Below are 20926 nucleotides of genomic sequence, written 5' to 3'. Positions count from 1 at the left end.
TTTTCCTGGCGACCATAGCGTCTTGGAACCACCTGATCCCATCTCGAACTCAGAAGTGAAACGAGACCGCGCCAATGATAGTGTGAGGTTTCCTCATGTGAAAGTAGGTCATCGCCAGGGTTTTATTTAAGTGATAGTCAGAGAAATTATCACTAAATCCTGCAAAAGCAGGGAAAAGCGAATATGCTGGCGTAGCTCAGTTGGTAGAGCAACTGACTTGTAATCAGTAGGTCCCGGGTTCGATTCCTGGTGCCAGCACCATCATAAATAGGTTGGCCGTTAACAAAATGTTGACATTCTATTCATCTTAAAAGACAATAGCGTTCTTTTTGGAGGGGTTCCCGAGCGGTCAAAGGGATCAGACTGTAAATCTGACGGCTCTGCCTTCGAAGGTTCGAATCCTTCCCCCTCCACCAGTTAAAAAGAAGGATAAGCGGGTGTAGTTCAATGGTAGAACTTCAGCCTTCCAAGCTGATAGCGTGGGTTCGATTCCCATCACCCGCTCCAAAATATTAGAAAATAGAAATATTTGCTTGTTCGTATGAATCTGCAAGCTAATATAAGCCCACATAGCTCAGGCGGTAGAGCACTTCCTTGGTAAGGAAGAGGTCGTTGGTTCGAGTCCAGTTGTGGGCACCATAATGTCAATTTAGCAAATGGGGAGACTTTCCAATGGCGAAGGAAAAATTTGAGCGTAAGAAGCCACACGTAAATGTTGGCACGATTGGTCACGTAGACCACGGTAAGACGACATTAACTGCGGCTATTACCACAATTATGGCGAAGAAGTTTGGTGGCACGGCGAAAGCATATGATCAGATTGATGCGGCCCCCGAAGAACGCGAGCGTGGTATTACGATATCTACAGCACACGTAGAATACGAATCAGCAAACAGACACTATGCACACGTTGATTGCCCAGGACATGCTGACTATGTTAAGAACATGATTACTGGAGCGGCCCAAATGGACGGAGCGATACTTGTAGTATCAGCAGCTGATGGTCCAATGCCACAAACTAGAGAGCACATTTTGTTATCACGCCAAGTTGGTGTTCCTTACATTGTTGTGTTCATGAACAAAGCCGACATGGTTGATGATCCTGAGTTATTAGAGTTGGTAGAAATGGAAGTACGTGACTTGTTAAGCAGTTACGATTTCCCTGGCGATGATATTCCAATTGTTGTTGGTTCTGCGCTGAAAGCGTTGGAAGGTGATGAGAGCGATATTGGTGTTAAAGCAATTGAGAAATTGGTTGAGACGATGGACTCTTACATACCGGAGCCAGTACGTAACATTGATAAAGCATTTTTGTTACCGATTGAAGACGTATTTTCTATTTCTGGACGCGGAACAGTAGTAACAGGCCGTGTAGAGAGTGGAATAGTGAAAGTGGGTGAAGAGATTGAGATTGTGGGAATCCGTGATACTCAAAAAACCACTTGCACAGGTGTTGAGATGTTCCGTAAGTTGTTGGATGAGGGTCGAGCTGGAGATAACGTAGGTGTATTGTTACGTGGAACCAAGCGAGATGAAGTTGAGCGCGGCCAAGTATTAGCGAAGCCAGGAACAATTAAGCCTCATACAAAATTTGAAGCTGAAGTATATGTGTTGTCTAAAGAAGAAGGTGGACGTCATACTCCATTTTTCAATGGATACAGACCACAGTTTTATTTCAGAACAACAGACGTGACAGGTACATGTGACTTGCCATCTGGAGTAGAAATGGTAATGCCAGGTGATAACGTACAATTGACGATTAACCTGCATGCACCTATTGCGATGGACGAAGGTTTACGTTTCGCAATTCGGGAAGGTGGCCGTACTGTTGGCGCCGGTGTTGTTGCGAAAATTATCGAGTAATAAAGTTAAATTGTGTTGGCATGAATATCTGATTCATGCCAATTAATTTAGGCCAGTAGCTCAATTGGCAGAGTGGCGGTCTCCAAAACCGCAGGTTGGGGGTTCGATTCCCTCCTGGCCTGCCAACTTACAAGTGAATATGAAAAGTTCTAACGAAAATCAAAGTACTACTAAAAATATACTTTCATGGATGTCTGTAGTTCTTATAACTGCAGCAGCTTTTTTTTGTACATATCACTATACTTTTTCAGGTCCCATTCAGTCAATAATATGGCTTGCATGGTTGTTGCTGACATTATTTCTTGCCTACCTGACTTCTGTAGGTAAACAAGTATTTAAATTTGCTCAAGAATCAAAAGTTGAATTGTTAAAGGTCGTTTGGCCAACCCGCCAAGAAACGATACAGACAACAACGATTGTTATTGTTATGGTTGCCGTAACCGGATTTATACTCTGGGGCGTCGATTCAGCGATGATGTGGGCAATTGCTAAAATAACGCATTTAGGGTGAATTCGGTGGAAGAACACAAATCGAAACAATGGTACGTTGTACATGCCTATTCAGGTTACGAGAATTTCGTCATGCGCGAAATTAAATCTCGTGCACAACACCATAATTTGGAAGATAAAATTGGTGAAGTTGTTGTGCCCTCAGAAGAAGTTGTTGAAATGCGTTCAGGTCAAAAACGCAAAAGCACTCGTAAGTTTTTTCCTGGCTATGTGTTAGTGAACATGGTTATGGAAGATCAAACATGGCATATGATAAGAGCAATCCCAAGAGTACTAGGTTTTATTGGTGGGACCAGTCAGACTCCTACACCTATTACTGATAAAGAAGCTCAGGCGATTATGCAACGTGTTGAAGATGGTGTTACTAAACCTAGACCGAAGATTCTATTCGAACCAGGCGAAGTGGTTCGAGTTAAAGAAGGTCCATTCGTTGACTTCAATGGTGTAGTAGAGGAAGTCAATTATGAGAAAAACAGATTAAGAGTAGCCGTACTGATTTTTGGACGTTCTACTCCGGTTGAACTTGAATTTAGTCAAGTAGAGAAAACTTAGTTCGCTAAGGTGCCCTGGATAACCCTTAATAAACACCAAGTTTAGATAAGAGTTATCCAGGGCTATTTTGTGTAAAAAGGGGAGCTAGAAATTAAAAAAGTATATTCATCCTTTTTTAAAAAAAACTAGCGTATGACCCATAAGGAGTAAAGATGGCAAAAAAAGTAGAAGCATATATAAAGTTGCAAATTCCAGCAGGTAAAGCTAATCCAAGTCCACCAGTAGGTCCAGCTTTGGGTCAACGTGGTGTTAACATTATGGAATTTTGTAAAGCCTTTAACGCTGCAACACAACAAATGGAACAAGGGTTACCGACACCAGTTGTAATCACTGTTTATAGTGATCGTAGTTTTACCTTCATTACTAAGACACCACCGGCTTCAGTTCTTCTGAAAAAGGCTGCGGGTATTCAAAGTGGAAGTGGTACGCCTAACACTAAAAAAGTGGCCAAACTTAACGTCAAACAACTTGAAGAAATTGCGAAGATTAAAGAACCTGATTTAACTGCAGCCAGCTTAGCAGCAGCGGTTAGAAGTATTGCAGGTACTGCTCGCAGTATGGGTATTGACGTTGAAGGCTTAGAGTAAGGGGGATGCCATGCCAAGAGTATCGAAGAAACAAAAAAAGATTTTAGAGACAATCAAGACAAATCATTTATATAGCGCTAGTGAAGCAATTAATCTTTTGAAACAATTTGCTTCAGCTAAATTTCGTGAAAGTTTAGATATTAGTGTTAACTTGGGTGTTGATCCTCGTAAATCAGATCAAGTAGTTCGTTCATCAACTAACTTACCTAAAGGTACTGGTAAAGTTGTGCGTGTTGCCGTTTTTGCACAAGGTGACAACGCGACCAAGGCAAAAGATGCTGGTGCTGATATCGTTGGATTTGAAGATCTTGCTGAAAAGATTAAAGGTGGCGCAATGGATTTCGATGTTGTTATTGCAACACCAGATGCTATGCGTATCGTCGGCCAATTAGGCCAGATTTTAGGCCCAAGAGGCTTAATGCCAAATCCAAAAGTTGGAACTGTTACAACAAACGTTGAGGCTGCAGTTAAAGATGCTAAATCAGGTCAAGTACGTTACAGAACTGACAAAAACGGTATTATCCATTGTACTGTCGGTAAAGTAGATTTTGCGGCTGAAGACATTATCGAAAATATAGTTGCTTTAATTAATGATCTAAAAAAGGCGAAGCCTTCTTCATCTAAAGGTCAATATTTAAAGAAAATATCTTTATCTACAACTATGGGTCCTGGAATAGCTATTGATATTTCATCAATACCTGTGTAATATAACCACCCATTTTTAGGAATTCACGGCATAGATTTGGTTCCATGCCGTCGAAGACCGCAGGTGCTAACGCTTAATTTCCTGCGCAGACGGTGAACCGGCTCCAACATAATGAAAGAGGCGGCCACCATAACTGGCAAATCCTTGTGATTTGTATAATTAGGAGGTCAGTAACGTGACATTAAATTTAGCTGCAAAAAAAGCTGTTGTTGAAGAAGTGACTGCGGTCGCCTCAAAGGCTATTTCGGCAGTAGTTGCTGATTATCGTGGTTTAACTGTTAATCAAATGACGCACTTACGTAGTGAAGCACGTAAATCTGGTGTTTATCTTCGAGTTGTAAGAAATACTTTGACAAGAAGAGCCTTTAAAAACACTGAATTTGAGTGCTTGAATGACTTGCTTGTCGGCCCGTTATTCATTGCTTTATCACTAGAAGCACCTAGTGATGCAGCAAGGCTACTTAAAGAATTCACTAAGACATGCGACAAACTTGAGGTTAGAGCATTATCAGTAGGCGGAAAAGTATACAGAGCAGATCAAATTGATGCTGTTGCTAGCTTACCGACTCGTGATGAAGCAATCGCCAAGTTAATGTACGTGATGAAAGCGCCCGTTGAGAAATTTGTCAGAACTCTTGCTGAGCCTCATGCTAAATTAGTAAGAACCTTAGCAGCGGTAAAAGATAAAAAAGCAGGTTAAGTCACATTTAATCGTTAAATTAATTTTAAATCAGGAGCTAGTAATGGCTGTGTCAAAAAATGATATTTTAGAAACCATAGCAAACATGTCTGTTATGGAAGTTGTTGAGTTAATCGAAGCAATGGAAGAGAAATTTAACGTTTCTGCTGCCGCTGCTGCTGTTGCAGTTGCTGCTCCAGCTGCTGCTGCCGCCGCTGCTGAAGAACAAACTGAGTTTAACGTTGTTATGACTAGTTTTGGTGCTAACAAAGTAAACGTTATTAAAGCAGTTCGTGGTATTACAGGTCTTGGCTTGAAAGAAGCTAAAGATTTAGTAGAAGGTGCTCCTTCAACAATTAAAGAAGCTGTATCTAAAGACGAAGCTGCTAACATCAAGAAAGAACTTGAAGAAGCTGGTGCTTCAGTAGAAGTTAAATAATAAAGCTATATCAGTGAGATAGAACCCAGCCATGGTTTCATGGCTGGGTTTACGTGTTTGAAGTCATCAATAATTTACAGAGGAAACACCATGGCCGTTGCAGAAGCTAAACCTCAATATTCGCATGCTGAGAAAAAACGATTTCGCAAAAGCTTTGGTACGCAGGCCGATAAAATGGCAATACCAAATCTGCTTGAAATTCAACTCAAATCTTACAGGGATTTCCTTCAGGCTGATAGCAAGTCAAATGAACACTTTAATACAGGATTGCATGCTGCATTTTCTTCTGTATTTCCGATTGAAAGCTTTTCAGGCAATGCACGATTAGAATATGTTGGTTATAAGTTAGGTGAACCAGCATTCGATGTTCGTGAATGCAAATTAAGAGGTCTAACATATTCTGCACCATTGAGGGTTAAAATAAGACTTGTTGTTTTGGATAAAGACGCAAGCGAAGAACCTAAGCCAATTAAAGATATTAGAGAACAAGACGTTTTTATGGGTGAAATACCTTTAATGACAGATGTAGGCACGTTCGTAGTAAATGGTACTGAACGGGTAGTAGTTTCTCAGTTACATCGTTCTCCTGGTGTGATATTTGAGCACGATAAAGGTAAAACCCATTCTTCAGGTAAGTTGTTATATTCCGCGCGTATTATACCCTACCGTGGTTCTTGGTTAGATTTTGAATTTGATCCAAAAGATTGTGTTTATGTTCGTATTGATAGACGACGTAAATTACCGGTTAGTATTCTTTTAAGAGCTTTAGGATACGAAACAGAAGATATTCTGAGCGAATTTTTTGAAATGACCAGCTGCCATCTTAAAAATGGCGAATATCATATTGATCTTATCCCTCAACGTTTACGCGGGGAAATTGCTTCTTTTGATATTCATGTCCCTGAGACAGGGGAATTAATTGTCGAACAAGGTAGAAGAATTACAGCACGTCATATCAAGTTAATGGAAAAAAGTCAGATGAAAGATCTGATTGTGCCTCGTGATTATCTAATAGGTAAAACTTTAGCCAGAAATATCATTGATACCTCTACCGGAGAGTTTATTGCTCAAGCAAATGATGAAGTTACAGATGAGTTGCTCGATGCAATGGCTTCTAACGGACTCCATGAATTTGATATGATTTACACCAATGATTTGGATCATGGTTCATATATATCAGATACAGTTAAAATTGATCCTACTTCAAGTCAATTAGAGGCGCTTGTTGAAATTTACCGTATGATGCGTCCAGGCGAGCCACCAACTAAAGAGGCTGCCGAAGCTTTATTTAAAAATCTATTTTTTGTCGATGAGCGGTATGACTTATCTGCAGTTGGAAGAATGAAATTTAATCGACGCGTTGGTAGAAAAAATGATGACGGTCCGGGCACTTTGACTAAAGAAGATATTTTGTCAGTTATCAAAACCCTTATCGACATAAGAAACGGTATTGGAATGGTTGATGATATTGACCATCTAGGTAACCGAAGGGTTCGTAGTGTCGGGGAAATGACTGAAAATCAATTTAGAGTGGGTCTTGTGCGTGTTGAAAGAGCCGTTAAAGAACGTTTAAGTTTGGTTGAGTCAGAAAATCTGATGCCGCAGGACTTGATTAATGCAAAACCCGTTTCCGCAGCAATTAAAGAATTTTTCGGTTCCAGTCAGCTGTCACAATTTATGGATCAAGTCAATCCATTATCCGGTGTTACCCACAAACGACGCGTTTCTGCACTAGGCCCAGGTGGTTTAACACGTGAACGTGCAGGGTTTGAGGTACGTGACGTACATACTACACATTATGGTAGAGTATGTCCTATTGAAACTCCTGAAGGTCCAAACATTGGGTTGATTAACTCCCTGTCTGTATATGCTAGAACAAATGATTATGGATTTATTGAAACTCCATGTCGTAAAGTAATTAATGGCCGTGTTACTGATGATATTGAATATCTCTCAGCTATTGAAGAAGTGGATCAATACATCGCCCAATCAAGCGTTGCACTTGATAAAGAAGGTAACATACTGGCTGATCTTGTTCCTTGCAGACATCAAAATGAATTTTCATTGACTACGCCCGATAATATCAACTACATGGATATTTCGCCGAAGCAGATTGTGTCTGTGGCAGCTTCTTTGATTCCATTCCTAGAACATGATGACGCGAACCGTGCTTTAATGGGTTCAAACATGCAACGACAAGCAGTGCCTACCCTGCGCTCAGAAAAACCTTTAGTAGGTACTGGGATGGAGCGTATTGTAGCGTCTGATTCGGGAGTTTCAGTAGTAGCAAAACGAGGTGGGATAATTGATCTTGTTGATGCATCTCGTATTGTGGTCCGTGTTAATGACGATGAGACTACCGCGGGTGAAACCGGCGTTGATATTTATAACCTGACTAAATACTTCCGCTCAAATCAGGATACATGTATTAACCAACGTCCAATAGTCAATACAGGTGATATCATCCAAAGAGGCGATATATTGGCCGATGGTCCATGTACTGATATGGGCGAACTGGCTTTAGGTCAGAACTTGTTGGTCGCTTTTATGCCATGGAATGGATATAACTTCGAGGACTCTATTCTTATATCCGAGCGTATCGTACAAGATGATCGATTCACAACAATTCATATAGAAGAATTAACGTGTATTGCCCGTGATACTAAATTAGGTACAGAAGAGATTACTGCAGATATTCCTAATGTAGGTGAATCTGCTCTTTCTAACTTGGATGAATCAGGTGTAGTATACATCGGTGCTGAAGTTAAAGCCGGCGATATTCTTGTTGGAAAAGTTACTCCTAAGGGCGAAACACAATTAACACCTGAAGAGAAGCTACTAAGAGCAATCTTTGGCGAAAAGGCTTCTGATGTTAAGGATTCTTCACTTCGTGTTCCATCAGGAATGAATGGTACTGTCATTGACGTGCAAGTATTTACGCGTGATGGCTTAGAAAAAGATGCCCGTGCGAAAAGCATCGAGGAAGAACATTTGGCGCGAGTCCGTAAAGACTTAGTTGATGAGCGACGTATTCGTGAAGAAGATATCTACCATCGCGTAGCAAATATTGTTCTCGATAAAGTAGCAACAGGTGGCCCAGGAAACCTGAAACCAGGATCTAAAATAAACCAAGAATACCTTGATAAGATAGGTAGAGATAAATGGTTTGATATCCGTCTTGAAAACGATGTAACGAGCCAGCAATTAGAACAGCTTTCAAAGCAACTTGAAATGTTGTCTAAAGAAATGGAAAAGCGCTTTAACGACAGTCGTAAGAAAATCATTCAAGGCGATGATCTGGCTCCTGGCGTGTTAAAAATTGTTAAAGTGTATCTTGCTGTGAAAAGACGTATTCAACCAGGCGATAAGATGGCAGGTCGTCACGGTAACAAAGGGGTTATCTCCATCGTAGTTCCTGTTGAAGACATGCCGCATATGGAAGATGGAACAGCAGTAGACATCGTTCTTAATCCGCTAGGCGTACCATCACGTATGAATATCGGACAAGTGCTCGAAACCCACCTTGGTTTAGCTGCAAAAGGCTTGGGTAACAAAATTGCTCAGATGCTTGATACAAAACAAAATGCGGCTGAAATCAAGTCGTTCTTGAATAAGATATACAACCATGATGACGTACAACGTGTACATTTAGATTGTCTAAATGATGAAGAAATATTTAGATTGGCAGATAATCTACGTGCTGGTGTACCTATGGCGACACCTGTTTTTGATGGTGCTTCTGAAGAAGAAATAAAACGCATGCTGCAACTGGCGGATTTGTCTTCTGATGGTAAAACCTATTTGACTGACGGACGAACTGGAAGCAAATTTGATAACCCGGTAACTGTCGGTTACATGTATATGTTAAAACTAAATCATTTAGTTGATGATAAGATGCATGCTCGCTCAACTGGCTCATATAGCCTAGTAACGCAACAACCATTAGGTGGTAAAGCACAGTTTGGTGGACAACGCTTTGGGGAGATGGAGGTTTGGGCTCTCGAAGCTTATGGTGCAGCTTATACATTACAGGAAATGTTGACTGTGAAATCAGATGACGTTGGAGGTAGAACAAAGATCTACAAAAATATTGTCGATGGCGATCATCGTATGGACCCAGGAATGCCTGAGTCTTTCAACGTATTGTTGAAAGAAATTCGTGCATTGGGCATAGATATCGAACTCGAACACGATTAACTTTTTCAGCGATACATACTGATTAACAAATTTTTGGAGGCATAGACTTGAGTACTCTAAACGACGATCCAATGAATGAGCCAATGAGAAAAGCTCCTGTGATGAGCGATTTGCTTGGCATCCTAAAGCAACAGGGACAAAGTGAAGAGTTCGACGCAATTAAGATTGCGTTGGCTTCTCCTGAGCTAATTCGTTCATGGTCATATGGTGAAGTAAAAAAACCAGAAACAATAAATTATCGTACCTTTAAACCTGAACGCGATGGGTTGTTTTGTGCTAAAACTTTTGGCCCAGTAAAAGATTACGAATGCTTATGTGGAAAATACAAGCGTCTTAAACATCGCGGTGTTATTTGTGAAAAGTGCGGTGTTGAGCTTGCGCTTGCAAAAGTGCGTCGTGAACGTATGGGACATATTGAGCTCGCAAGCCCAGTTGCACATATTTGGTTTTTGAAGTCGTTACCTTCCAGAATAGGTTTACTCCTGGATATGACTTTGCGTGATATTGAGCGTGTTCTTTATTTTGAAGCGTTTGTTGTTGTTGACCCAGGAATGACTGAGTTGGAACGTGGTCAATTGCTGAATGATGAAGTGTATCTTGATGCAATGGAACAATATGGTGACGAGTTTGATGCACGTATGGGTGCCGAAGCTATTCGTGATTTGCTCCGCCAAGTTGATCTTGAAGATGAAATCAAGAATTTGCGTGAAGAGTTACCAACTACCAACTCTGAAACCAAAATTAAAAAAATTACCAAAAGATTAAAATTACTCGAAGCTTTTTATGAGTCTGGGAATAAGCCAGAGTGGATGATTATGGATGTCCTACCTGTGCTACCACCTGATTTAAGACCATTGGTACCACTAGATGGTGGCCGTTTTGCTACATCTGATTTGAATGATTTATATCGACGTGTCATTAACCGAAACAACCGTTTGAAACGTCTTTTGGATCTTAACGCACCAGATATTATTGTTCGTAATGAAAAGAGGATGTTACAGGAATCAGTTGATGCTTTGCTCGATAATGGACGTCGTGGCCGTGCAATTACGGGCACCAACAAGCGACCCCTTAAATCGCTAGCTGATATGATTAAAGGAAAGCAAGGTCGTTTCCGTCAAAACCTGTTAGGTAAACGTGTGGATTATTCAGGTCGTTCTGTAATTGTGGTTGGTCCGACTTTGAAACTGCATCAGTGCGGTCTCCCTAAGAAAATGGCTCTTGAGTTATTTAAACCATTCATATTCAGTAAACTTGAATTCAGAGGCTTAGCTACAACAATTAAAGCAGCCAAAAAAATGGTAGAGCGTGAAGAGTCTGTGGTCTGGGATATATTAGATGATGTAATTCGTGAACATCCTATCCTGCTAAACCGTGCTCCTACTCTCCATAGATTAGGTATACAGGCCTTCGAACCCGTACTTATTGAGGGTAAAGCGATACAACTTCATCCATTAGTATGTACTGCATACAACGCTGACTTTGACGGTGACCAAATGGCGGTGCATGTGCCCTTGACTTTAGAGGCACAATTGGAAGCTCGCTCATTAATGATGTCTACAAACAACATCTTATCACCTGCGAGTGGTGAGCCAATTATTGTACCTAGCCAGGACGTTGTATTAGGCTTATATTACTTAACTCGTGAAAAAGTTAATGCCTTAGGTGAAGGGAAGATTTTTGTTAGTGCCCAAGAAGCACAAAACTTTTATGAGTCAGGTCATCTTGATATTCATGCTAAAATTAAAATCCGCATGCCAAAAGAAGATAGTGAAGGTCACCATTTGGTAGAAACAACTGTTGGCCGAGCAATTCTTGCTGAAGTGCTACCTAAGGGTATGACCTTTGCTCAGATAAACCGTACGATGACCAAGAAAGTCATTTCCAAAGTCATAGATACCTGCTATAGAAATTTTGGTTTGAAGGAAACGGTTATTTTTGCTGATAAGCTTATGTATACAGGCTTTAAGTATGCAACTCGCTCTGGTGTATCAATTGGTATTGAAGATATGGAAATACCTGATGACAAAGCCAGCATTATTGATCATGCAGATAACGAAGTTCGTGAAATCGAATCACAATTCCGATCTGGTTTGGTAACCAATGGCGAACGTTACAATAAAGTAATCGATATTTGGTCCAGAACTAACGAATTAGTTGCTAAATCGATGATGAGTAAAATAGCAACAGAAGAAACAATTGATGCCAAAGGGAATAAAGTTCGACAAGAATCCTTCAATCCAATCTTTATGATGGCTGATTCAGGAGCGCGGGGTTCCGCAGCGCAAATAAGACAGCTAGCAGGTATGCGCGGATTGATGGCTGCACCTGATGGCTCTATTATTGAAACGCCAATTACAGCTAACTTCCGCGAAGGTCTGAACGTATTCCAGTATTTCATTTCGACTCACGGAGCTAGAAAAGGTTTGGCAGATACAGCGTTAAAAACTGCTAACTCGGGTTATTTGACACGACGTTTGGTGGATGTAGCTCAAGACGTAGTGATTACTGAAGATGATTGCGGTGTTGATACTGGTATTTTAATGCAACCTCTGATTGAAGGTGGGGATATCGTTGAGCCGTTACATGAGCGCGTTTTAGGACGAGTAGTTGCTGCCGATGTTTATATTCCTAACCAAAGTGAACCTGTTGTTACTGCGGGTACCTTATTGGATGAAGAATGGGTTGAAAAACTCGAAAAGCAAGGTGTGGATCAAATTATGGTTCGCTCACCGATTACCTGCCAAACCCGTTTTGGATTGTGTGCTAAGTGCTATGGCCGTGATTTGGCCCGAGGCCATCTCGTTAATACAGGTGAAGCTGTAGGTATTATAGCTGCTCAGTCAATTGGAGAGCCCGGCACCCAGTTAACAATGCGTACTTTCCATATTGGAGGTGCTGCTTCTAGAGCGACCGCAGCGAATAATATTCAGATTAAAACGAAAGGGGTTATTCGTTTACATAACATTAAAACAGTTACTCACGAAAACAAAAACTTGGTGGCTGTATCTCGCTCCGGTGAGGTAACCATTGTTGATGAGTTCGGGCGTGAACGTGAACGTTACAAGTTGCCATACGGCGCTGTAATTTCAGTTCATGACAATTCACCTGTAGAAGCTGGGCAAGTTATTGCTACTTGGGATCCCCATACTCACCCAGTTATTTCAGAGGTAACAGGATATCTGAAATTTGTTGATTTGGTTGAAGGTATCACCATGAACCGACAAACAGATGAGCTAACAGGCTTGAGTAACATCGTAGTTATCGATGCGAAACAACGTAGTGCAGCAGGTCGTGATTTACGCCCGATGGTAAAACTCGTCGCTGAAAACGGGGAAGATATTTATCTTGCTGGTACCAACGTTCCTGCTCAATACTATCTGCCAGTAGATGCGATTGTTAATTTCGAAGATGGCGGTCACGTAGGTATAGGAGACGTCATAGCACGTATTCCTCAAGAACGTTCTAAAACTCGCGATATTACCGGGGGTCTGCCTCGAGTAGCTGATTTATTCGAAGCGCGTAAACCTAAAGATTCAGCTGTTATGGCTGAAGTTTCAGGAATGGTTAGTTTTGGTAAGGAAACAAAAGGTAAGAGAAGATTACTTATTAATGTTTCTGAAGATCAATGTCATGAAGAATTGATACCTAAATGGAGACATATTTCTGTCTTTGAAGGGGAGCATGTTGAACGCGGTGAAATTATTGCTGAAGGTGCGCTCAATCCTCATGATATATTGCGCTTACTTGGCGTTGGTGCATTAGCGAATTACATTGTAAATGAAGTTCAAGACGTATATCGTTTACAAGGTGTAAAAATTAATGATAAACACATCGAAGTAATCGTACGACAAATGCTACGTAAAAGAGTTATTACTTTTGCTGGGGATTCTAAATTCTTGGCCGGTGAACAAGTTGAAGAAAGCGTCTTGTTGCAGGAAAATGACAAGCTTATTGCTGAAGATAAACAACCAGCCCGAGGTACTCCTATATTGTTAGGTATTACCAAGGCTTCTTTGGCAACTGAGTCATTTATCTCTGCTGCTTCGTTCCAAGAAACAACAAGAGTTTTAACTGAAGCTGCTGTAAGTGGTAAAGTTGATGATTTACGTGGTTTAAAAGAAAATGTTATGGTAGGTCGCTTGATCCCTGCAGGAACAGGTTATGCATACCATCAAAGCCGTAAGGCAAAAAGAGCTAAGGCTGCAGCCGGTGAGCACCCAGTGCATACCGTCACTGCAAGTGATGTTGAGCATGCGTTAAGTGAAGCATTAAACGCAGACAATCAAGAACACTAGTTCGGATTCGAAAAACGGCAGATTAAACTTGACAAATCTGCCGTAGCTATATAGAATCCGGCCTCCTTATGCATTCGAAATAATCAAAAGAGACAGATCGGAGTTAAGTATAAATGGCTACTATTAATCAGTTAGTAAGAAAGCCTCGTGTGGACGTAAAAAAGAAAAGTAACGTGCCTGCACTGGAATCATGTCCACAAAGACGCGGTGTATGTACACGCGTTTACACTACTACACCTAAAAAACCTAACTCAGCTATGCGTAAGGTTGCTCGTGTACGGTTAACTAATGGATTTGAAGTTTCATCATACATTGGTGGAGAAGGCCATAACCTTCAGGAACACTCAGTTGTTCTAATTAGAGGTGGTCGTGTTAAAGATTTACCTGGTGTGCGTTATCACACTGTAAGAGGTAGCTTAGATACCTCAGGTGTTAATGATCGTAAACAAGGTCGTTCAAAATACGGTACTAAAAAACCAAAAGATAAAAAATAACTGATTGTAGGAAATCGAAATGCCTAGAAGAAGAGAAGTCCCCAAAAGAGAAATTTTGCCAGATCCTAAACATCATAGTGAGTTATTAGCAAAATTTATCAACGTATTAATGGTTAGTGGTAAGAAGTCTACTGCTGAAAAAATTATTTATGGTGCTTTATCCGTTATGGAAGAGCGCGTAAAGAAACTTAAAAAAACAGATGAAGATGAAAGCGAATCAGGTTCAACTGGTTCTGCAACAGTTCTTCGTTATTTTGAAAATGCTTTAGATAATGTACGCCCAAGCGTTGAAGTTCGTTCACGCCGAGTTGGTGGCGCTACATATCAAGTCCCTGTTGAAGTTAGAACGGACAGAAGCATTGCTTTAGGAATGCGCTGGATTGTACAGGCAGCACGTACTCGTGGTGAAAAGGGTATGATGCTACGTTTGGCTGGAGAACTTATGGATGCTTACGAAAGTAAAGGTTCTGCAGTGAAGAAACGCGAAGATACACATAAGATGGCAAAAGCTAACCAGGCATTTGCACATTTTAGATGGAACTAATAGAGAGGTAATCCCGTGTCTACTCCATTGAAGTTATATAGAAACATAGGTATTGCAGCGCACGTTGATGCTGGTAAAACAACAACAACAGAGCGTGTCCTGTACTATACTGGTATGTCTCATAAAATTGGTGAAGTTCATGACGGTGCAGCAACTATGGACTGGATGGTTCAGGAGCAAGAGCGCGGCATTACCATTACCTCAGCAGCAACAACGTGCTACTGGTCTGGCATGGACAAACAGTTCGAGCCACATCGTATTAATATCATTGATACACCAGGACATGTGGACTTCATGATTGAAGTCGAGCGGTCTTTGCGTGTGCTCGATGGTGCTGTTGTGGTGTTCGATTCAGTATCTGGAGTGGAACCACAGTCTGAAACAGTTTGGCGCCAAGCAAATAAATATGGTGTACCACGAATTGTGTTCGTCAACAAGATGGATAGAATGGGTGCAAACTTCCTTCGTGTGGTAAGCCAAATTAAGCAAAGACTTGGTTCAAATCCTGTCGTTGTTCAATTACCCATTGGTGCTGAAGAAGAATTTAAAGGTGTTATTGACCTTATTAAGATGAAAGCAATTCATTGGGATGAAGAAAACAAAGGGATGACTTTCCAATATAAAGAAGTTCCTGCAGATCTCAAAGAACAATGTGAAGAATACCGTGCTCTACTCATAGAAGCAGCTGCAGAAGCAAATGAAGAACTCATGGAGAAGTATCTTGAAGGTCAAGAGTTCACTGAAGCAGAGATTAAGACAGCGCTACGTCAATTGACTATTAGCAACCAAATTGTCCCTGTTTTTTGTGGTTCAGCCTTTAAAAATAAAGGCGTACAAGCAGTACTAGATGGAGTAATTGAGTATTTACCTTCTCCAACTGATATTCCTGACGTTCAAGGCGTTGATGAAGATGGTGAGCCAGCTTCTCGTAAAACAAGTTATGATGCTCCTTTTTCTGCTTTGGCGTTTAAAATCGCAACTGACCCATTCGTTGGTACTTTAACTTATTTTAGAACTTACTCTGGTGTTCTAAAAAGTGGTGACACTGTTTATAACTCAGTAAAAGCCAAAAGAGAACGTATAGGTCGTTTACTCCAGATGCATGCTAATTCACGTGAAGAAATCAAAGAAGTAAGAGCTGGTGATATTGCTGCAGCTGTAGGACTGAAAACAGTAATGACTGGTGATACTTTATGTGATACTGAAAGTGTTGTCATATTAGAAAGAATGGATTTTCCCGATCCTGTAATTGCTGTCGCTGTAGAACCAAAAACTAAGGCCGATCAAGAAAAAATGGGTATTGCCCTTGGTAAGTTGGCTCAAGAAGATCCTTCATTCAGAGTTCATACTGACGAAGAATCTGGACAAACGATTATTGAAGGTATGGGTGAGCTTCATCTAGAAATTATTGTTGACCGCATGAAACGAGAGTTTAATGTGGAAGCTAATGTTGGTAAGCCTCAAGTTGCCTATCGCGAAACATTGAAACAACCTGTGGAGCAAGAAGGCAAGTTTGTAAGACAATCAGGTGGGCGTGGACAGTACGGTCACGTTTGGCTGAAAATTGAACCTCAAGAGCCTGGAAAAGGTTATGAGTTTATCAACGCAATTGTTGGTGGTGTTATTCCTAAAGAATACATACCTGCTGTTGATAAAGGTGTTCAAGAGCAGATGCAAAATGGCGTTATTGCTGGATATCCAGTAGTGGATGTTAAAGTCACGTTGTTTGACGGTTCATTCCACGAAGTGGATTCTAGTGAGATGGCATTTAAAATCGCAGGTTCACAATGCTTCAAGCAAGGTGCATTAAAAGCTAAACCTGTATTGCTTGAGCCTATAATGAGCGTTGAAGTCGTAACCCCTGAGGATTACATGGGGGATGTTATGGGTGACCTTAACAGACGTCGCGGTCTGGTTCAAGGAATGGAAGATTCACCAGCAGGTAAAATTGTTCGGGCTGAAGTTCCATTAGCAGAGATGTTTGGTTATTCAACCGATTTACGTTCTGCGACGCAAGGAAGAGCAACATACACAATGGAATTTAGTAAGTACGCGGAAGCACCAAATAACATTGCTGAAGCAATTATTAAGAAACAATAAAGTTAACGAGGTTATTGAAATGGCGAAGGAAAAATTTGAGCGTAAGAAGCCACACGTAAATGTTGGCACGATTGGTCACGTAGACCACGGTAAGACGACATTAACTGCGGCTATTACCACAATTATGGCGAAGAAGTTTGGTGGCACGGCGAAAGCATATGATCAGATTGATGCGGCCCCCGAAGAACGCGAGCGTGGTATTACGATATCTACAGCACACGTAGAATACGAATCAGCAAACAGACACTATGCACACGTTGATTGCCCAGGACATGCTGACTATGTTAAGAACATGATTACTGGAGCGGCCCAAATGGACGGAGCGATACTTGTAGTATCAGCAGCTGATGGTCCAATGCCACAAACTAGAGAGCACATTTTGTTATCACGCCAAGTTGGTGTTCCTTACATTGTTGTGTTCATGAACAAAGCCGACATGGTTGATGATCCTGAGTTATTAGAGTTGGTAGAAATGGAAGTACGTGACTTGTTAAGCAGTTACGATTTCCCTGGCGATGATATTCCAATTGTTGTTGGTTCTGCGCTGAAAGCGTTGGAAGGTGATGAGAGCGATATTGGTGTTAAAGCAATTGAGAAATTGGTTGAGACGATGGACTCTTACATACCGGAGCCAGTACGTAACATTGATAAAGCATTTTTGTTACCGATTGAAGACGTATTTTCTATTTCTGGACGCGGAACAGTAGTAACAGGCCGTGTAGAGAGTGGAATAGTGAAAGTGGGTGAAGAGATTGAGATTGTGGGAATCCGTGATACTCAAAAAACCACTTGCACAGGTGTTGAGATGTTCCGTAAGTTGTTGGATGAGGGTCGAGCTGGAGATAACGTAGGTGTATTGTTACGTGGAACCAAGCGAGATGAAGTTGAGCGCGGCCAAGTATTAGCGAAGCCAGGAACAATTAAGCCTCATACAAAATTTGAAGCTGAAGTATATGTGTTGTCTAAAGAAGAAGGTGGACGTCATACTCCATTTTTCAATGGATACAGACCACAGTTTTATTTCAGAACAACAGACGTGACAGGTACATGTGACTTGCCATCTGGAGTAGAAATGGTAATGCCAGGTGATAACGTACAATTGACGATTAACCTGCATGCACCTATTGCGATGGACGAAGGTTTACGTTTCGCAATTCGGGAAGGTGGCCGTACTGTTGGCGCCGGTGTTGTCGCTAAAATTATCGAGTAATTACAATGAGTAGCAATCAAAACATTAAAATAAGATTAAAATCCTTTGATCATCGGTTGATTGACTTATCAACTCGAGAAATTGTAGAGACTGCAAAACGTACTGGCGCACAAGTTCGTGGGCCAATACCATTGCCAGTCCGTAAGGAAAAATTTACTGTATTGACTTCACCGCATGTTAATAAAGATGCTCGAGATCAATATGAATTACGTACTCACAAACGTCTGGTCGTTATCGTTCATCCAACTGAAAAAACAGTTGATGCGTTGATGAAGTTAGATCTGGCTGCTGGGGTTGATGTTCAGATAAGCCTTGATGACTAAATGTTAGGGTGAAGGATATTAAAGAGGTGTTAGAATGATGATCGGTTTATTAGGCCGTAAAATCGGTATGACGCGGGTCTTCATGGCAGATGGAGTTTCTGTTCCAGTTTCTGTTGTTGAAGTTCACCCTAATAGAGTCTCACAAGTTAAAACCAAAGAAACTGATGGTTACTCTGCTGTTCAATTAACTGGTGGTACTAAAAAAGCAAGCAAAGTTAACAAACCATTAACTGGCCACTTTGCAAAAGCTGAAATTGAAGCTGGTGACATGCGTATTGAGTTTTTAATTGACTCAGAAGAAGCATTCAAAACTGGTCAGGTGATATCAGTAGCTGATGTATTTACTGCTGGCCAATTTGTTGATGTTGCTGGAACTACCAAAGGTAAAGGTTTCGCTGGTACGGTTAAAAGATATAATTTTAGAACACAAGATGCTACTCATGGTAACTCCAGATCGCATCGTGTGCCTGGTTCTATTGGTCAAAACCAAACTCCAGGACGTGTATTTAAAGGTAAGAAAATGGCTGGTCACATGGGTAATGTTCGTTGTACTGTTCAAAGCCTTGAATTAGTGCGCGTAGATGCTGAAAGAAATTTACTTCTTATTAAAGGTGCTATACCTGGTGCTCCTGGCTCACAAGTTGAGATTAAGCCTGCAGTTAAAAAGCAAGTTCGAGGTGAGTGATGGAAATTACTACTATAGATACAAATTCAAAATTAAAACTGAACCAAGAAGTATTTGCGTATGGTTATAATGAAGGCTTAATTCACCAAGCCGTTATAACCTATATGAATAACGCACGTAGTGGTAATAGTGCTCAAAAAACACGATCTGAAGTTAGAGGCGGCGGTAAAAAGCCATGGAATCAAAAAGGTACTGGTCGTGCTCGTGCTGGTACTATTCGAAGCCCTCTCTGGAGAAGCGGTGGGGTAACTTTTGCTTCTAAAAAAAGAGATTATTCACAAAAAATTAATAAAAAAATGTACAAACGCGCATTACGTAGTATAATCTCCGAACTTTGCCGCACTGGTAACCTTATTGTAGTAAGTGATTTCCAATGCGAAAGCAAAAAAACCAAAGATTTTGTTAATAAAATGAGCCAGCTAAACATCAACAATGCGCTGATCGTAATGAGTGAAGTTGGTGAAAATGAATATTTTGGTTCAAGAAACTTAATTGATTTTGACATCTGCGACGTTACAACTATAGATCCTGTTTCTTTACTCAAATTTGAGAAAGTTGTTGTTACAGAAGCTGCAATTAAAAAAATTGAGGAACAGTTACAATGAACGCTGAAAGATTGTTGATGGTTCTACGTGAACCACATACTTCTGAAAAAGCTACTGTCATAGCTGATAAGCTGAAACAGTTCACTTTCAAAGTATTGAAAACTGCAACTAAAAATGAAATTAAAATGGCGGTAGAGAATATATTTAACGTTAAAGTTAAAAATGTATCTGTTATCAATGTGAAGGGAAAAACAAAGCGTTTTAAACAAACAAGCGGCAAGCGTAGTGATTGGAAAAAGGCATTTGTAACTCTTCATGCTGATCAAGATATTGACTTTACAGCTACCGAATAAGGCAGATTAAGATGGCACTATTAAAATCTAAACCTACTTCGCCAGGAAAACGTGGCGAGCTACGCGTGGTTCATCACCATATTCATAAAGGAAAACCACACGCTGCTTTAGTTGAAAAACTAAAGAAAACCGGTGGACGTAATAACCAAGGTAGAATCACTGTAAGACATATCGGTGGTGGTCAGCGTAATCAATATCGTATTATTGACTTCAAACGTAATAAAGATGGTATTGAAGCACGTGTTGAGCGTATTGAATACGATCCAAATCGCACCGCTTTGATAGCTTTAATTGTTTATAAAGATGGTGAAAGAAGATATATTATTGCCCCAGCTAATTTAAAAGCGGGTGATACTGTGGTAAGTGGAGCTGATTCACCTATTAGTACAGGTAATTGCCTTCCACTAAAAAATATTCCTGTTGGTACCACCATCCATTGTGTTGAAATGAAACCAGGAAAAGGTGCCCAGGTTTTAAGAAGTGCTGGAGCAAGCGGACAAATTGTTGCTAAAGAAGGTATATATGCAACATTAAGACTTCGCTCAGGCGAAATGCGTAAAATACATGTTCTTTGCAGAGCGGTAATTGGTGAAGTAAGTAATAGTGAGCATAGTTTACGCGCATTAGGTAAAGCTGGAGCTAAACGCTGGAGAGGTATTCGCCCAACAGTTCGTGGGGTAGCTATGAACCCAGTCGACCATCCACATGGTGGTGGTGAAGGCCGTACTTCTGGTGGACGTCATCCTGTGTCACCATGGGGAATGCCTACTAAAGGTTATAAAACCAGAAGTAATAAGCGTACTGATAGTTTTATTGTCAGAAGACGTAAAAAGAAATAATT

The 20926-nt window shown here is 40.8% G+C and carries 18 protein-coding genes, 5 tRNA genes and 1 rRNA gene; all 24 read left to right on the top strand.

The window, feature by feature from the left end; genetic code table 11:
- Positions 1-4 precede the first annotated feature (4 nt).
- The 24 genes from rrf (at position 5) to rplB (ending at position 20924) form a co-directional block, all read left to right on the top strand.
- Positions 5-120, top strand: a 5S ribosomal RNA gene (gene rrf, locus ACWTE2_RS16465).
- Positions 121-185: 65 nt separating this feature from the next.
- Positions 186-261: transfer RNA gene (locus ACWTE2_RS16460), tRNA-Thr, on the top strand.
- A gap of 70 nt (positions 262-331) precedes the next feature.
- Positions 332-416: transfer RNA gene (locus ACWTE2_RS16455), tRNA-Tyr, on the top strand.
- A gap of 17 nt (positions 417-433) precedes the next feature.
- Positions 434-507: transfer RNA gene (locus ACWTE2_RS16450), tRNA-Gly, on the top strand.
- 56 nt (positions 508-563) lie between these two features.
- A tRNA-Thr gene (locus ACWTE2_RS16445) sits at positions 564-639 on the top strand.
- Between the two features lie 33 nt (positions 640-672).
- Entirely contained in the window at positions 673-1863 is a 1191-nt protein-coding gene (gene tuf / locus ACWTE2_RS16440) for an elongation factor Tu (RefSeq protein WP_182391666.1), read from the top strand.
- 49 nt (positions 1864-1912) lie between these two features.
- Positions 1913-1988, top strand: a tRNA-Trp gene (locus tag ACWTE2_RS16435).
- Positions 1989-2002: 14 nt separating this feature from the next.
- On the top strand, positions 2003-2374 hold the full coding sequence (gene secE / locus ACWTE2_RS16430) for a preprotein translocase subunit SecE (protein ID WP_182391673.1): 372 nt from the start codon (positions 2003-2005) through the stop codon (positions 2372-2374).
- 5 nt (positions 2375-2379) lie between these two features.
- Positions 2380-2925 carry a transcription termination/antitermination protein NusG gene (gene nusG / locus ACWTE2_RS16425; RefSeq protein WP_182393711.1) on the top strand — a complete coding sequence of 182 codons (546 nt, stop codon included), beginning with the start codon at positions 2380-2382 and terminating at the stop codon, positions 2923-2925.
- A gap of 152 nt (positions 2926-3077) precedes the next feature.
- A complete protein-coding gene (gene rplK, locus ACWTE2_RS16420; RefSeq protein WP_010654844.1) occupies positions 3078-3512 on the top strand; it encodes a 50S ribosomal protein L11 in 435 nt (144 codons plus the stop codon).
- A 10-nt stretch (positions 3513-3522) separates the two neighbouring features.
- Positions 3523-4218, top strand: a complete 696-nt coding sequence (gene rplA / locus ACWTE2_RS16415) for a 50S ribosomal protein L1 (protein WP_182391672.1) — start codon at positions 3523-3525, stop codon at positions 4216-4218.
- A 175-nt stretch (positions 4219-4393) separates the two neighbouring features.
- On the top strand, positions 4394-4918 hold the full coding sequence (rplJ, locus tag ACWTE2_RS16410) for a 50S ribosomal protein L10 (protein WP_182391671.1): 525 nt from the start codon (positions 4394-4396) through the stop codon (positions 4916-4918).
- A gap of 43 nt (positions 4919-4961) precedes the next feature.
- Positions 4962-5336, top strand: a complete 375-nt coding sequence (rplL, locus tag ACWTE2_RS16405) for a 50S ribosomal protein L7/L12 (RefSeq protein ID WP_182391670.1) — start codon at positions 4962-4964, stop codon at positions 5334-5336.
- Between the two features lie 90 nt (positions 5337-5426).
- Positions 5427-9533, top strand: coding sequence for a DNA-directed RNA polymerase subunit beta (rpoB, locus tag ACWTE2_RS16400; protein ID WP_182391669.1), 4107 nt, complete (start codon positions 5427-5429; stop codon positions 9531-9533).
- 101 nt (positions 9534-9634) lie between these two features.
- Complete coding sequence (gene rpoC / locus ACWTE2_RS16395) at positions 9635-13831, top strand: DNA-directed RNA polymerase subunit beta' (RefSeq protein ID WP_454786165.1); 4197 nt, start codon at positions 9635-9637, stop codon at positions 13829-13831.
- A gap of 113 nt (positions 13832-13944) precedes the next feature.
- Positions 13945-14325 carry a 30S ribosomal protein S12 gene (rpsL, locus tag ACWTE2_RS16390; RefSeq protein ID WP_010654837.1) on the top strand — a complete coding sequence of 127 codons (381 nt, stop codon included), beginning with the start codon at positions 13945-13947 and terminating at the stop codon, positions 14323-14325.
- A gap of 19 nt (positions 14326-14344) precedes the next feature.
- Entirely contained in the window at positions 14345-14869 is a 525-nt protein-coding gene (rpsG, locus tag ACWTE2_RS16385; RefSeq protein ID WP_182391668.1) for a 30S ribosomal protein S7, read from the top strand.
- 15 nt (positions 14870-14884) lie between these two features.
- Positions 14885-16969 (top strand): elongation factor G, encoded by a 2085-nt coding sequence (gene fusA, locus ACWTE2_RS16380; protein WP_454786157.1) that lies wholly within the window; start codon positions 14885-14887, stop codon positions 16967-16969.
- A gap of 19 nt (positions 16970-16988) precedes the next feature.
- Positions 16989-18179, top strand: coding sequence for an elongation factor Tu (gene tuf, locus ACWTE2_RS16375; protein ID WP_182391666.1), 1191 nt, complete (start codon positions 16989-16991; stop codon positions 18177-18179).
- A gap of 5 nt (positions 18180-18184) precedes the next feature.
- Positions 18185-18502, top strand: a complete 318-nt coding sequence (gene rpsJ, locus ACWTE2_RS16370; RefSeq protein ID WP_010654833.1) for a 30S ribosomal protein S10 — start codon at positions 18185-18187, stop codon at positions 18500-18502.
- A gap of 34 nt (positions 18503-18536) precedes the next feature.
- Complete coding sequence (rplC, locus tag ACWTE2_RS16365) at positions 18537-19187, top strand: 50S ribosomal protein L3 (RefSeq protein WP_182391665.1); 651 nt, start codon at positions 18537-18539, stop codon at positions 19185-19187.
- Complete coding sequence (gene rplD, locus ACWTE2_RS16360) at positions 19187-19792, top strand: 50S ribosomal protein L4 (RefSeq protein WP_454786156.1); 606 nt, start codon at positions 19187-19189, stop codon at positions 19790-19792. Before rplC ends, rplD begins: the two co-directional genes overlap by 1 nt.
- Positions 19789-20085: a 50S ribosomal protein L23 gene (gene rplW / locus ACWTE2_RS16355; protein WP_019233364.1), complete on the top strand. Its 297-nt coding sequence runs from the start codon at positions 19789-19791 to the stop codon at positions 20083-20085. The genes rplD and rplW overlap by 4 nt, the downstream gene beginning before the upstream one ends.
- Before the next feature lie 11 nt (positions 20086-20096).
- Positions 20097-20924 (top strand): 50S ribosomal protein L2, encoded by an 828-nt coding sequence (rplB, locus tag ACWTE2_RS16350; protein ID WP_454786155.1) that lies wholly within the window; start codon positions 20097-20099, stop codon positions 20922-20924.
- Positions 20925-20926 lie beyond the last annotated feature (2 nt).

This window comes from Legionella nigrisilvae (assembly GCF_977063395.2).
The sequence above is the reverse complement of the archived record's forward strand: the minus strand, read 5'-3'. Positions and strand labels throughout refer to the sequence as shown.